Source organism: Brevibacillus gelatini (assembly GCF_050920745.1).
Taxonomy (GTDB): Bacteria; Bacillota; Bacilli; order Brevibacillales; family Brevibacillaceae; genus Brevibacillus; species Brevibacillus gelatini.
Genome location: NZ_CP154342.1, coordinates 3,236,573 through 3,250,138 on the forward strand (window position 1 = coordinate 3,236,573; position 13,566 = coordinate 3,250,138).

Genomic DNA, 13,566 nt, shown 5'->3' on the forward strand with positions numbered 1-13,566 from the left:
CTATCCTTTGGCGAGCCGCTGTCTGGCCGATCCCCATTTGCCTGCGGCGGGAATCAGCTCGCCCACTTCTCCCAGGCCGAAAACCGGCATGTTGACGTATACACATTCGTAGTGGCCCGCTTCTACCAGATACGACTCATGGTAGAGACCTACCGAGCCGTCCGAGCCCACTGCCTGATTGAACGCTTTCCACGCCTTCAGGTGCAGTGGGGCACGCGCGTAATTTTCCAAATGCTCAAACGAACGCCAATATTGAATCTGGGTGATCGTACGCAAGCCGACACTGGTGCGGCTGCCCAAAAAACCAAGTTCGGGATGCTGGTACAGTTCTCCCATCATTTTGCCCATCGCCCGCACAACCGGAACCCATTTGTGGACAGCCAAAAGCCGGTTGATCCGCATGCCGATGATGAACACCACATAAGACCCTTCCACTTTTGCCGTATACCTTCCTGGCATTACTTTTGCCATCGCACTCCCCTACCTTGTCAAAGATTTGAGATGAAGTTCATAGCAAGCCATAAAATCGTCCGACCGGAACAAATGGGCCGTCAAATACGCCCCGTAAAACATGGAGAACACCAGCATGACAGCCTCCTGCTCGCTGACATCGTTCGTGAGTTCTCCGTCCTCGCGCGCTTCCCGCACACAGCGCACAAAAATCTGGTACAGGTCTGCATTGCCGATAGACGCCCTGTCCTCTGCCTCCGGAAACAGCAGGGCCAGTTCGGCCTCTGACAGCGTCGGGACACACGGATGCATTTTTTGCTCGGCGAGAAAACTAATCAGACTGAGCATGATCCCCGGATACTTCCTGCTCTCCTCCGCCACCATGGAAAAAATGTGGCGCACCGCAGCAAAGCCTCTCTTCCCGTTCGCAGACAGTTCGCAGAAGCAGCGTGCCTGCCAGACGCTCATGAAATAGATGAGCAGTTCTTCTTTTTGCGGAAAAAACTTGAAAAACGTCACCTTGGATACTTCCGCCCGCTCGCATATATCATCGACGAGCACACTGCGAAACGTTCCTTCGTCGATGAGGGCAAGCGCTGCTTCCAGCAAGGCGAGCTTCGTTTTTGCTTTTTTCTTTTCCCGCAGTGAAATGGTATCCGCCATATTTCCCTCTCTTTCCCTTTCCAGTTGTATCCAAGGATCATCTTATCATTTTGGTTAACTTTAGTAAAGTTTTTTATTTGAGTAAACTTAAATAACAATCCAGTATCGACCCCTCATCCTCCAGTAGCCACCGGCTCCAAACTCCATACCATAGGTAAAGAGCCCTGCAAAGGAGAGAATCCTGTGAGAATTTGCTTTTCCTGTAATCTCATTGATTTCAAGCCAAAGGGAAACGTCTTGCAATTTTTCATTTTGCTGCGCTCCGTCGACCGCATCGTGGCGAAGCTTGACGCGAGCGAACGCAAACGGTACGTGCTCGATTGCGTCCTGCCGTTTCAGTTCCGCAACGGAACGGGTGGCTTTACGTTTGAACACGTCCGGTTTCACAAGTCTGACCAGCTCGTCGACGACATCATTGCCCGCGACGAAAAGCACAAATACGACTTTTTGTTTATCCGCGGCCGCAACGAGGCTTTTCACCTGGTGGAAAAAAAGCCGGCACTCGGCAAAAAGCTGCTCTATTTGGCCGTCCAGTACAATTTGCACGACCCGTACATCATGGGCAGACTGGACCGCATCTTCCAGCATTCCCGCGTCGTTTTTTTCCAGACGGAGCCGAATGCCGAACGCTATCGCCGCTACCAGCTTGGCAAGGCGAAATACTCGGATCAGGAGCTGCAACGCAAAATCCAGGTGCTGCCCCAGTTCGTCGAGCCTCACGCTGGCGAACCGTTCACCCGGCCGCCTGGCGAGCCTTTGCATCTGATCTGGGCAGGCGTCATCCGGCCGCGCTACGGACTTGCTGTCGCCACCAAAGCCGTTACCCTGATTCGCAAAAAGTTTCCGAAGACGAAGCTCAACGTCCTCTATCCTTCCATCGTCGGCAGCTATCAGAAGACGGCACGGCGATTGCTGCGCACACCCGGCGTCGTCGACTACGGTCAAAAGTCGATGTGGACGACCAAAAAGATGATCGTCCAAAGCGGCATCGGCATCGCGCTGCTCTACGACAATACCTTGGACCAAAATCCGTCTCACTCGTACTTGTCGCGGATCATCGAATGCATGGCGCTCGGCGTCCCTGTCCTGACGACGAGAACAATCGGCAATCTCGCCTTGTTGGGCGAAAAATATCCTTTGTTTGTGGAGGATGCCCACGACATCGTCTTTCATTACGAAAAACTGTGCGATCCTGCCTACCATCAGGAAATGAGCCAGTACGTCCGGTCGCGCGGCGAACGCTTTCTCGCAGACAACGCCGTCCAGGCGTTTTGGCGCGTCTTGCAAAACGAGTATCGGCATCGCAAACGAAAATAGACACCAGCTTGCTTCCTCCATGTTTCTGAAAAACGAAAGGGACAGCTCAAGGTCGAAAAATCGACGTTTGAGACTGCCCCTTTTTGCTTATTTCATCATTTTTCCCATGCGATACGCTGCTTCCATGATGTAGGGAGCGTACTCGCTCATTTTTTCCGGCGTGAGACGGTTGGATGGACCGGATGCGGCGATTGATGCCACCAGTTGTCCGTTGCGGTTGAAAATTGGCACGGCTACAGCCGCTGTCCCCAGCTCCCGTTCCTCCACGCTGGTTGCAAAGCCTAGTTTTCTGATCTGATCGAGCTGTTCGACATACGTCTCCCGATTGATGTATTCCGGCCAGTTCGGATCGTTCAGAACTTGTTCCCGTACATACGGCTCGGCATAGGCGACCAAAACCTTGCTGGACGCCCCGACTGCCAGCGGCATGCGCGCCCCGATTGGCGCGACCCTGCGAATCGGTTGTCTGCTTTGGACAGCCTGAATGCGGATTCGCTCGTTTCCATCGCGCACGTACAGGCTGATCGTTTCCTCTACCAAATCCCGCAGCCTTTCCATCTCGGGCAAAAGCAGTGTGGCGGGATCGTCGTTATGCGTCAGGTTGGCGGAAAGCTCCCAGATGCGAAAGCCTAGCCGATATTTTTCCGTCTGGACATCACGGATGAGAAAGCCCTTGTTTTCCAACGTCGCCAGCAAACGATGCACCGTGCTTTTATGCAAGGAAAGCCGACTCGATATTTCACTAAGCCCAAGGTCTGTGGCTTCCGTAAAACAGAGCAGGATATCCAAAGCACGCTCGACGGAGCGAACGTTTGCTTTTTGTTCATCCATTTGTTCTTACACCTGCTTCCTACTTGGTTCCGTTCGTTTCATCTGATGAAACAAATATGCTACTTTTCAGTATACAAAAATTAATTGCATAGTAAAGAGCGAATCTTCATCAGACGAGCCGCATCCTACCTATTTTTTTGCGGCAAGGACATTCCCACAAGCGTTGAAACAAGCCGGACATACATTGGAAAAGAATCATGCGTTTTTAGATCACGATTGGGGGAATGACCACTTTGGGCAAAAAAAGCGAGTCAAAACTGACCAAGTACCGCGTGCTGCGGGCAAGCCCGGCACTGTCCGGCACGCTGCCAAAGACGCGCAAGTTTTCCAGGCGCGCGCTGTACGACTTTCTCGACCGCTACCGCAAAGTGATCGCCAAGCCAGCGTCCGGCAGCGGCGGCGCGGGCGTCATCCTCGTGACCGGACTTGGCGGCGGACGCTACCGGGTCCAGAGCGGGACCAGGCGCAAGACGAAGCACGGCAAACATGCAACGTACAAACATGTACGTAGCAAAATCAAAACACGCTACCTCGTGCAGCAGGGCATATCGCTCGCGCGCGTCAACGGCTCGCTGTTTGACGTCAGAGTCATGGTGCAGCGAAAAAGCGGACAGCCTTGGGTGGTGACGGGCATGCTCGCCAAAGTGGCGGGCAGGGGCTACATCATCACCAACATCAAGCGCAGCGGCGGCAGGGTGCTGCCGCTTTCCACCGCGATTCAGCGCTCGAACATTCGCGGGGCCTCTACTTCGGCAATCGTCTCCCGACTGCGGCGAGTCGCCCTGCTCGCAGCAAGACGTCTGGCCCGCTATTACATTCGCCAGCGCGTCTTCGGCTTCGATATGGGCATCGACGCAAACGGGCGCGTCTGGATCATCGAAGCAAACTTGCGGCCAGACATCTCCCTGTTCCTCAAGCTGGCCGACAAAAGCATGTACCGCACCATCCTGGCCTATCGCCACCACGGATGAACAAGCGGGTGTTCCCTGGGCAAACAAGGCTGCCTCACGGGGAGACCCCGCTTTCTTTTTCGGGCTAGTCCGCCTGCAAAGAGAAAGGGGCTCATCCCGTTGTCTGCATCAGACATGCGGGACAGCCCCCTGCTTTTTTGTCCTTGTTGCTTAAAAATCGAAGTTGTCCGGATCGGGTCCGAAGCGCTTGTTTTCGTTCAGCGCACTGATTCTTTCCATGTCCTCTGCACTCAGCGAGAAGTCAAAGACTTGCGCGTTTTGCACGATGCGCTCCGGCGTAATGGATTTCGGGATGGTGACAACCTCGTTTTGCAAATCCCAGCGAATGACGATTTGTGCGGGCGACTTGCCGTATTTTTGTCCCAGTTCCACCAGCAGCGGATGATCGAGGTTCCCTTGCATCAGCGGGCTCCACGCCTCCAGTTGGATGCTGTGCTCCTTGCAATACGCATGCAGCTCTTTTTGCGTGAGCAGCGGGTGGTACTCAACCTGGTTGACGACTGGCGTAACCTCGCTGTGCTTTTTCAGTTCCTCCAGATGGTGGATCTGAAAATTGCTCACGCCGATTGCGCGCACGTAGCCATCGCGGTACAGCTTTTCCAGCGCCTTCCACGTTTCTACAAACTTGTCTTTTACCGGCCAGTGGATCAGGTACAGGTCGAGCGTGTCGATCCCAAGCTTTTTCATGCTCACGTCAAAAGCCTTGAGTGTCGACTCGTAGCCTTGGTCGGAGTTCCACACCTTCGTCGTGATAAACAGTTGGTCGCGGTCGATTCCCGACTGCCGGATTCCTTCGGCTACGCCTTCTTCGTTGCCATAGATCGCAGCGGTATCTACACTGCGGTAGCCCGCCTCAATAGCGGAGCGGACTGCCACTGTTTCGTTGCCATCTTTTGCTTTCCAGACACCCAGACCAAGCCAAGGCATTTCCACTCCGTTGTTCAAAACGGAACGATCTGTGATTTGTGTTGCCATCCGATCTCCTCCCGATTGACACTCTATATGTACTTACATTAAGAAAGTATATCATAAGTGGAGCAGTCGGAAAACTCGAATGATCCCTTTTTTTGGAAAAAAATCTCCCTTCCAACAAGCGAAGGGAGCTTCTCTCTTTAGTACAGGCGATTGGTGTAGCTGTCCCGCAAGCCCTCTGCCACCTCTTTTGCCGAAATGCCGGGTAGATTCACATGGTCCGCCACCATTTTCGCAATATCAGGCGTCGTCCCGGCTTCCGGCCACATATCCGGCTTCCACAGCCCGGAGCGCAAAAACGCCTTGGCACAATGCACGTAGCACTCTTCCACCTGCACGCCGATTCCGAGCGCGGGCACCTTGCCTTTCACGGCCATTTTTTGCAAAATGTCCTGGTCCTGGATCACACACGCCTTTCCGTTGATCCGCAGCGTTTCTTCCAGCGTTGGAATCAAAAAAATCAGGCCGACGTGCGGATTTTTCAGTATGTTGGTGATGGAATCCATCCGCCTGTTCCCCGGCCGCTCTGGAATGACCAGATGGTGGTCGTCGATGATGTGCACGAAGCCCGGCGCATCCCCGCGCGGCGACGCATCACAGTTTCCTTTTTCATCTGCGGTAGAAATAATCAAAAAGGGCGATTGTGCGATATAATTGCGGCAATGCTTATCAAGATGGAAAATCGACTTGTTTTGCACCAGACGGCTTGGTTCTCCGAACGTTTCCCGCAGTTGTTCCTCAGACGTGACGACTTCACGAAATATTCCGAATCCTGACATGGCTGCACCTCTTTTTCCTTTTCTGGAAAAGCACTACCTTCATCATACCATAACCGTTTGCGGTTCACGGCACCGTTTTGCCTGTCGGTCATCGCCAGCCTTCGACACACTGCTGAATGTACTGCACGGACTGGGCATTCAGAAAACGGTTCTCGATGAGCAGCGGCAAAAAGCGCGACTGCCTTCGCAAATAGGCGCCGACGATGCTGGTGCATAAAATCAGCCTGGGCTTGGCCGAAAGCAACTCGTCTAAAGAGGACGGGTACTCCATCGAGCCGATTTTCAGCTCCAGGTCGGTCATCCCCGCCTTGATGATCGACTGGCGAAAATTATGGGCACCTTCCCATGTCGTGCCGCCGATTCCTACCAGACTGCCAGGAGAAAGCTGCTGGAGCTCTCTGATCGATTGGAGATTGGATTCCAGCAAACAGCCGATGACTTTCGGCATGTTGCCCTCACCAAGGCTGTCCAGCCATTTTTGCACCTCTTCTATGTGTAAAAACGTCGTGACGACGAGATCGTAGTAGCCGTTGAGGATGCTGCTTGCAAGCTGCTCCAGGTCTTTAATCAGGCATGGCTTGACGGTGTAGCCTGTCGCCTTTTCCAGTTCAACCGCGTATTCCTGCACCTGCACGACATCGCACTCGGCAAACAGGATGGCCGGCTTCCTCCGCCCCTGCGCCTTATCGAAGGCAGACTGCCTCGACTTCTCCGGAACGCGGGACAACATCATCTCTTCTCGCTGCTCTGCCACGATCCCCGGCTCCGCCTGAACACTCCTATTCGGAAGCTTGGCAGCAACAAGCACCGAGCCAGTATCGTCCAGCGTCACATAACCTTCCGCTTCCAGCTCGGCATACGCGGCCTTGACCGTCTGTGGATTCATCCGCAAAAAACCGGACAGTTCGCGAACCGTCGGCAATTTGTCATGTGGTGGATAAATTCGTTGCATCATCAAGTTTTTCAACTGTTCCTTCAATTGAATATAGACGGGAATGAAGGATGGACCATTGACAGACTTCTGCATCAAATCACCCCGTAAAACAGGTATAGCAGTAATATTCTGTCATATTACACCAGGACGATTGGACAAAGCAAGTGCCAGATGCACGAGTTATTGCACATCTGGCACTTCTTTTTCAGTCCGCTCTCGGCGGGAATTCGCCTTGTAAACAAATGATATAGTTTACGCCTAAATAGGGCTGTCTGTTGTTATGCGGCATCCCCTGGCCTGCAGAAGAAACAGCCATCGGGCTTAACGGGACCTGTTCAGGCGAACCGGCTGGCCCGTAAGCCAAAATCTGTCCCCTGCCCACCGTGTTTGACCAGACTTTCCCGGACGGGTTGATAGTCGTCGGAGTCTGCGCAGCCATTGGAGCATGCGTATGCGCAGGCATCTGTTGGGTGGTCAGCGTGACCGTGCTGCTTCCCCCCTGTTCTGCGAAGTTTCTAACCGTCAAGCCAGGACCTGCTCCGAAGTGCATGGGAGCCCTGTCTTTCAAATTGGGCAATGCAAACGTCGATTTGCCATCTCCGCCAAATCTTGTACCCAAAATCGCATACAGGGCTGTATTCTGAGAGATTGGCACCAGGCTTCCGTCGCAAAAGGCCCAGCCTCTCGGCGGAAAGTTGCCTGCAAAAACCCGAATTTCCCCGACATAGCCGATCATTTTTCATTCCTCCTGAATGAGTTAGTTTTGCGTTGGGAATAAACCTACAAGAGCAATGCAGTAGTTGAGTACCTGGTAAGGCTGCATGTTATTGTGCGGCTGGCTCCCTCCGGCTGTGCTCAAGGCATCCTGGCGCATCGTCGCATTCGGGGTGCCAGCAAATGCCTGTACATTCGTTTTCGCCCATAAGTTTCCTTGAGCATTTCCAACTGTTCCCATACTCGACAGAGCACTGGCCATATGCGTGTGCGGTGGCATTTCCCCAACGGTCAGCACATGCGTCTCTTCGCCGCCAGCCACTGCGAGCTTTACTTCATTTCCGACATGGACAGGCACTCGCCCCCGCAAGTCAGGCAACGCAAAGGTCTTGACGCCGTCCCCTCCATACCTGTTTCCGATAACCGCATACAGAGCCTGGTTTTGGGATATGTTCAAAATGCTTCCATCGCACAGCGCCCAGCCCTGCGGCGGAAACGCGAAGGCAAAGGGTCGAATTTCTCCGACATATACTTCATCTATCATAGCAATCTACCTCCAATGGATACATGTTTGTCCTATGATTGTGTTGGGTAATAGCCCATGGTACAAATGATGAAGCTGATAACAGTATAGGGCATCATGTTATCGTGGGGCTGGTTGTAGCCCTCGACCGTCAGAGCGGTGGGGCTCATCTGAATCGTCGGAGAATTTTCTGAATATTGCTCAATCCGCGTCGCCCATACATGCCCGGCTGGCTCAATCTGATCCCCTTCGACCGACGATACATTGACTGCATGCGTGTGTGCAGGCAATTGGTCGTACACGAGCGTAACCATCTCGGTTCCTCCCTTCGACCCCAACGGATAGTTGGTCTGAGTGGCAGGGTTGATGCCCATGTGTACAGGCACCCGACCGCGCAGATCGGGCAGGGCAAACGTAGTCATTCCGTCTCCACCGTAGGTCGTTCCAATCAAACTGAACAAGATTTCATTTCCCGCTATGGAAAGCAATCGCCCATCGCAAAACTCCCAGCCAACCGGCGCATAAGTTCCGGCAAACATCCTGATTTCTCCTATATATGCATCCATTGTAGTCGCCTCCTTGTTTGCTTAGCGCATTTGTCTGCAATGACAAGTCTTGTTACTGCTTGTCGCTTTTGTCCTTTGAACGAAAGAAAATGCCAGCCGTATAGCTGGCACCTTCTTCCCTTCTTTCCAAGAAGCACGGTGCTACTCCCTGACCTCTACCCGCACACTTGTTGTCTTGTTCTTATACCTTGCCGTGATTGTCGTTTTTCCGGCCTTGCGGGCGATAATTTTTCCATCGATCACTTCGGCGATTTCCGGGTCTTCTACCGTCCACTCGGCCTCCTCTCCAATCAGGTCCTCGTAGCCTTTTTCAAACGTTCCCATGAGATCGATCGCTTTTTCCTGTCCTTCCTTCAAGCGGGAGTATGCAGGCGTGATCTCGATGTATCGCGGATTTTTTTCCTCGACGACCAGCAGGCGAACCCTGAATTTCCGATTGCCCAAGCTTCCGGAAATGGTGGCTTTGCCCGTTGCCTTGGCAACCATCCTGCCATCCTCGTCAATCTCCACGACATCCGGATTGGAGGAAGTCCACTCGATCTGATCGGTCACATCTTCTCGCGTATCGTCGTACAGCTCCACCAGTTCCAACTGCCTTTCCTCATCTACCTCAAGCACGCCTTCGGTACGGGTGAAGAATCGGATCTTATTGCCTGTGCTGTTTGTGACCGTGACGCGAATTTGCAACTCGTGTCCCTCATAGGAAACGATGATGATGTCCTCGCCTTCCTCGCTGCCAGCCGTAATCCGGCCCGCCTTCACGGAGACGAGACCATGCTCCGTGCGGTACTCTACCTTTTCATCTGTGGTGATGTCTGTCCGCTCGTCGCCATCTACCACGTAAATCTGGATATCCATCCTCTCTTCTGGCTTCAGACGAATCGATTTTTTCGAAGCTTGCAGGGAGGTGGTATCTTTGACTGTGACCTCTACCGTGTCGGTATGGCCGCCATCGACAGACGTGACCGTAATGCGCGCAGTCCCTGGTGCCCGTGCTGTGATTTTGCCCTGACTGTCTACCTCAGCCACGTCGGGATTGCTGCTTCTCCAGTTGACACGCTTGTCGCTTGCATTTTCCGGGGAAATCACAGCTGTCAATGTATGCGCATCGCCTACTTGCAGTTGCAGTGCGCTCACATCGAGTTGTACGCCTGTCACCTTGACCGCTGTTGGCGGCGGAGGTGGCGAGTACACGGACAGCCTGATTTGCGCTTCCAGTTCAATCGTGTTGTGTGCCTCGTCGCGCAGTTGCATCAACACTTTTTTCATCCCGTTGCCGGAAGGAAGTCGCCACGAAACCGTGGAAGCCGCTGCTTGCCAGTCGCTCCAGGCCTCGTTTTCATTGGCGAAGCGCATTTCTACGTCTCCGAGCAAATCGGTAGCGGTAACGTTCAGCGTCACATTGACACTGCTTGCGGTCGCCGCACCGTTATTGATCGTAAAAGTGCCTAGCGGAGGGGTTTTGTCGATCGTAAAGGCGATCCTCGTTTCATTACCTGCTGCATCAGTGACGATAAGCTCATGTTCCCCCTCATCGCTTACCGTACTGCCGCTTGTAAATGGCAGACCGTCGAGTGTAGCCGTGCCCTCATTAAACGTTATCAGCACATCATGGTTGTAGCTTCTGCCGTTATCCACACCAGTGACAACCGGCGCGTCCATGTCCAGCTCGATGTCGTCCGAATCGTTACTAATGTTTCCGGCCTGATCGCGCATTTGCATGTGAACGGTTTTTATCCCATCATTTGCGGAAAGCTCCCAGGTCTTTGATGGAACGATGTCGCTCCACGCACTCCAGACCATGTCCTCATTGGCGAAGCGAACCTGTACGGGGCCATTGCTATCCGTTGCAATAACGTTCAAGGCGACTGTCCGCGTCGATGTCAAGGGGGTGTCCCCATTGATGACAATGCTTCCAGTCGGTGCGATTGTATCCAGAACAATCGTATCGCTTGGCTCCGCTGTATAACCCGCTTGGTCCGCGAGACGCATATAAACCGTTTTGACGCCATCGCCTCCCGACAACGTCCATGCTTTTGTCAGGGCGAACGACTCTGGAGGACTCCACGTGAATCCATCGTTTGAGAAGGACATGGTCGTGTCCGCCGAAGGTTTGTTTGTCCCAAGATGCAGTGTCACATTTTCCGAGGTCGTGTATGTCGCATCCTCATTAATCGCGATTGTCCCTGTCAACGGTGTCTTGTCGATGGAAAAGGAGATCGTTGTCGTGTTCCCGGCTTGGTCTGTTACGATGAGCGTATAGGAACCTGGGTCGGAAACGGTTTCTCCGCTAAGAAAAGGAGTACCGTTCAATGTCGCCGTCCCGTCGGAGAAGGTGATTAGCCTGTCGGTGCTGTACACACCCGCATCAGACACGCCCGTGACAACAGGCGGTGTCGTATCGAGCGTGATTTGCTGTTGCAGGGGGCGTACGTTGCCCGCGCGATCACGCAGCTCTACAAACACCGTCTTCAACCCATCTCCTGCGGACAACTCCCACGACTTCTCTGTTTGCGCAGGCTCCCAGGCTGACCAGCCATCTACGCCCGTATTGGAGAAGCGCATTTGCAGTTGATCGTCAGCATCCGCATAGTTCAGCTTCAGCGCAACCTGCCGATCGTTCGTCACGCTCTGGCCGTCATTGATCGTGAAGCTTCCGGTCGGCGCGGTTTGATCCAGTGTAATGTGCGCCTCCCATGTGGCCTCGTTTCCGGCCTCATCTTTCAGCTTGACCGCCACACGTTTTTGCCCCTCGCCGGAGCTGAGTGTCCACGATTTCGTAGCTGCAAACGGTTCGAACGGCTGCCAATCTTCCGCGTCATTGGCGAAGGCGGCCATCATCGGAGACGAATCTGTCACATTCAGATGCAAGACGACTTGCGGGTCATTCGTCCGCTCCTCGCCATCGTTGATCGTGAACGTTCCCGCAGGCTTCGTCCGGTCTATCGTGAAAGAAACGGTCGTGGTATTGCCTGCCACGTCCGTGACAACCAGCGTATACGTACCGTCGTCGCTGATTTGCCCGTCATTTGCAAACGGCTGACCGTTTAGTAAAGCGGTCCCTTCCGAAAAATGAACGGTAACTTCCTGGTTGTAATACTTGCCGTTCTCAACGCCTGTCACTACCGGTGGAACCGTATCCAGCAAAATGCTGGCAGAGCGCGTGATCTCATGCCCAGCCGCGTCACGGAATTTGGCGTAGACCGTCTTGGTTCCGTCGCCGCCGCTCAAATTCCACGGCATTTCGGACTGGACAGGCTGCCATCCGCCTGAAAACACGCCTTCCGTATTGGAGAGCGTCACCTCAACAGGACTTTGCGCATCTGACGCTTCGATCAGCAACTGCACAGCCGCAGACGAAGTCGCCGTATTCGCAGCGTCCGTTCCCTTAATCGACAGGGTGGCTTCTGGCGGAGTCGTATCCAGCGTGATATTGGCACTGGCAGAGATGGTATGATCGGCTTCATCCCGCGCCTGCATATGGACCGTCTTTTCTCCGTCTCCTGCGGTCAACTCCCAGGGATAGGAAGTTGCCGGGTTGTAGGCTTGCCAATCCCCCCATTGAGCGGCGTCATTCGAAAACCGCACCTGCAGTGGCTTGCCGATGTCGGGATCAACGACCGTCGTTTTCAGATTGACATTTGTGGAACCAGTGAAAAGCGCTCCTTCGTTGATCTTCAACTCGGCAGAGGTCGGTGGTTCCTGCACATCCAATACCTGGATGGTAAATGTTTGGGTGATACTGTTTCCCGCCGTGTCGCTCGCCTTGACCTTGACGGAATAGCTGCTCTTCGTCTCATAGTCAAGCGATTTCGCAGTTCGAAGCGTATTGCCGACAATCTGGAATGCGTTATCTTCGTTTTCGGTCAGCTCAAACGTCAGCATGTCCTGATCTTCAGCATCCGGATCTTCCCCGTCAAGCGTTCCGACTATCGTATTTGTCGGAAGATTTTCCATAACCGTGTTGTTGTCCAGCGAGAGACTTGTCGGCGGAGAGTTAGGAGAATAGGTGATCTCCAGAGTCGGGATTTTATCTGCTTGGTTAGATGCCTTTTCATAAAAAGCAACCTGTACCTGTGCAGGTCCGCTGGCTATATACTGGTGCCCTTTTAGCACAAAGCTGGCCACTCTGTCACTCGACTGTGCCAAGAGATAATCCTTCACGTCAAAAAACACCCAATATCCTACCCTAGACTTCAGTACAGAGTACTCAATCCTCTCAAGAAGCTCTCCGCTTGCCGGGAAATTCTGACCCGTTTCTGACCAAGAATCACCCGCGGCGTAAAGCTCCAGAAAAGGAAGACCTCCCTGTTCATCAAGCCGCGTCAAATAAAGCGATAGATAAGCTGACTGGATTGTCCGGTTGAAATCCACCAGATCGGCCGGCAACTGAAATTTGAGAGCGGCATTGGAAGCTCCGAAATCCGAATCAAACCCGACAAATATGGTGTTCGAGTGCCCCAAGCCATCGCTAACCCCATACGGGTAGGTATCTGTGTCCATGAAAAAATCTTCAGACACTGGGATCTTGATCGATTCATCAGCAGCTCTGGCAGACGGAACCTGTGGCAACACCAGCGAAAAAACCAGCAGCAATGAGAACAGCCGTGCAAGCAGTCGTTTCATATCGTCCTGTTCATTCCTCCCTTCGCAGTTGATGCGCTTTTTCTCGTTTCTGTGCAGACGTCACAGAAATGGCAAGAAAATTTTAACAAAAGTTGCTCCAGAAAAAACCTTACTAAAGTTAGTTCTTTTTTCACTTTTTGTCGAAACCTTCGCTGCTCCAGCGTCAATCAGCCATGAAAAAACCGCTGTTTCGCCTGGCATGCCTGAGCCGTAAGCAACA

Annotated in this window: 13 protein-coding genes; 3 read left to right on the forward strand and 10 right to left on the reverse strand. The window is 53.2% G+C overall.

The window, feature by feature from the left end; all coding sequences use genetic code 11:
• Together AAFJ72_RS15745 and AAFJ72_RS15750 are read right to left on the reverse strand one after the other, a co-directional pair.
• Nucleotides 1–471, reverse strand: coding sequence for a DUF4188 domain-containing protein (locus AAFJ72_RS15745; RefSeq protein WP_122905326.1), 471 nt, complete (start codon nucleotides 469–471; stop codon nucleotides 1–3).
• Nucleotides 472–480: 9 nt separating this feature from the next.
• Entirely contained in the window at nucleotides 481–1,113 is a 633-nt protein-coding gene (locus tag AAFJ72_RS15750; RefSeq protein WP_432774643.1) for a TetR/AcrR family transcriptional regulator, read from the reverse strand.
• 183 nt (nucleotides 1,114–1,296) lie between these two features.
• Here AAFJ72_RS15750 and AAFJ72_RS15755 point away from each other — a divergent pair, with 183 nt between their 5' ends.
• Entirely contained in the window at nucleotides 1,297–2,430 is a 1,134-nt protein-coding gene (locus AAFJ72_RS15755; protein ID WP_432774645.1) for a glycosyltransferase family 1 protein, read from the forward strand.
• Nucleotides 2,431–2,517: 87 nt separating this feature from the next.
• On the opposite strand, the gene AAFJ72_RS15760 is transcribed toward AAFJ72_RS15755, so the two are convergent.
• Nucleotides 2,518–3,261, reverse strand: a complete 744-nt coding sequence (locus AAFJ72_RS15760; protein WP_122905323.1) for an IclR family transcriptional regulator — start codon at nucleotides 3,259–3,261, stop codon at nucleotides 2,518–2,520.
• Nucleotides 3,262–3,494: 233 nt separating this feature from the next.
• Between AAFJ72_RS15760 and AAFJ72_RS15765 the strand changes: the two genes are divergently transcribed.
• The gene (locus tag AAFJ72_RS15765) at nucleotides 3,495–4,232 is read left to right on the forward strand and encodes a YheC/YheD family protein (protein WP_432774647.1); all 738 of its coding nucleotides are present in this window, start codon (nucleotides 3,495–3,497) and stop codon (nucleotides 4,230–4,232) included.
• 150 nt (nucleotides 4,233–4,382) lie between these two features.
• Here the strand turns inward: AAFJ72_RS15765 and AAFJ72_RS15770 are convergent, their stop codons facing one another.
• The 7 genes from AAFJ72_RS15770 to AAFJ72_RS15800 form a co-directional block, all read right to left on the reverse strand.
• Nucleotides 4,383–5,207, reverse strand: a complete 825-nt coding sequence (locus tag AAFJ72_RS15770; RefSeq protein WP_432774648.1) for an aldo/keto reductase — start codon at nucleotides 5,205–5,207, stop codon at nucleotides 4,383–4,385.
• 137 nt (nucleotides 5,208–5,344) lie between these two features.
• Complete coding sequence (locus tag AAFJ72_RS15775) at nucleotides 5,345–5,983, reverse strand: pyridoxamine 5'-phosphate oxidase family protein (protein ID WP_432774650.1); 639 nt, start codon at nucleotides 5,981–5,983, stop codon at nucleotides 5,345–5,347.
• A gap of 88 nt (nucleotides 5,984–6,071) precedes the next feature.
• A complete protein-coding gene (locus tag AAFJ72_RS15780; RefSeq protein ID WP_432774651.1) occupies nucleotides 6,072–7,010 on the reverse strand; it encodes a GntR family transcriptional regulator in 939 nt (312 codons plus the stop codon).
• Nucleotides 7,011–7,122: 112 nt separating this feature from the next.
• Entirely contained in the window at nucleotides 7,123–7,653 is a 531-nt protein-coding gene (locus AAFJ72_RS15785) for a phage tail protein (protein ID WP_432774652.1), read from the reverse strand.
• Between the two features lie 21 nt (nucleotides 7,654–7,674).
• On the reverse strand, nucleotides 7,675–8,172 hold the full coding sequence (locus AAFJ72_RS15790; RefSeq protein WP_432777205.1) for a phage tail protein: 498 nt from the start codon (nucleotides 8,170–8,172) through the stop codon (nucleotides 7,675–7,677).
• A gap of 35 nt (nucleotides 8,173–8,207) precedes the next feature.
• Nucleotides 8,208–8,720: a phage tail protein gene (locus tag AAFJ72_RS15795; protein ID WP_432774653.1), complete on the reverse strand. Its 513-nt coding sequence runs from the start codon at nucleotides 8,718–8,720 to the stop codon at nucleotides 8,208–8,210.
• Nucleotides 8,721–8,861: 141 nt separating this feature from the next.
• Nucleotides 8,862–13,223, reverse strand: coding sequence for an Ig-like domain-containing protein (locus AAFJ72_RS15800; protein ID WP_432774655.1), 4,362 nt, complete (start codon nucleotides 13,221–13,223; stop codon nucleotides 8,862–8,864).
• Between AAFJ72_RS15800 and AAFJ72_RS15805 the strand changes: the two genes are divergently transcribed.
• Nucleotides 13,222–13,560: a hypothetical protein gene (locus AAFJ72_RS15805; RefSeq protein WP_432774656.1), complete on the forward strand. Its 339-nt coding sequence runs from the start codon at nucleotides 13,222–13,224 to the stop codon at nucleotides 13,558–13,560. The genes AAFJ72_RS15800 and AAFJ72_RS15805 overlap by 2 nt on opposite strands.
• Nucleotides 13,561–13,566 lie beyond the last annotated feature (6 nt).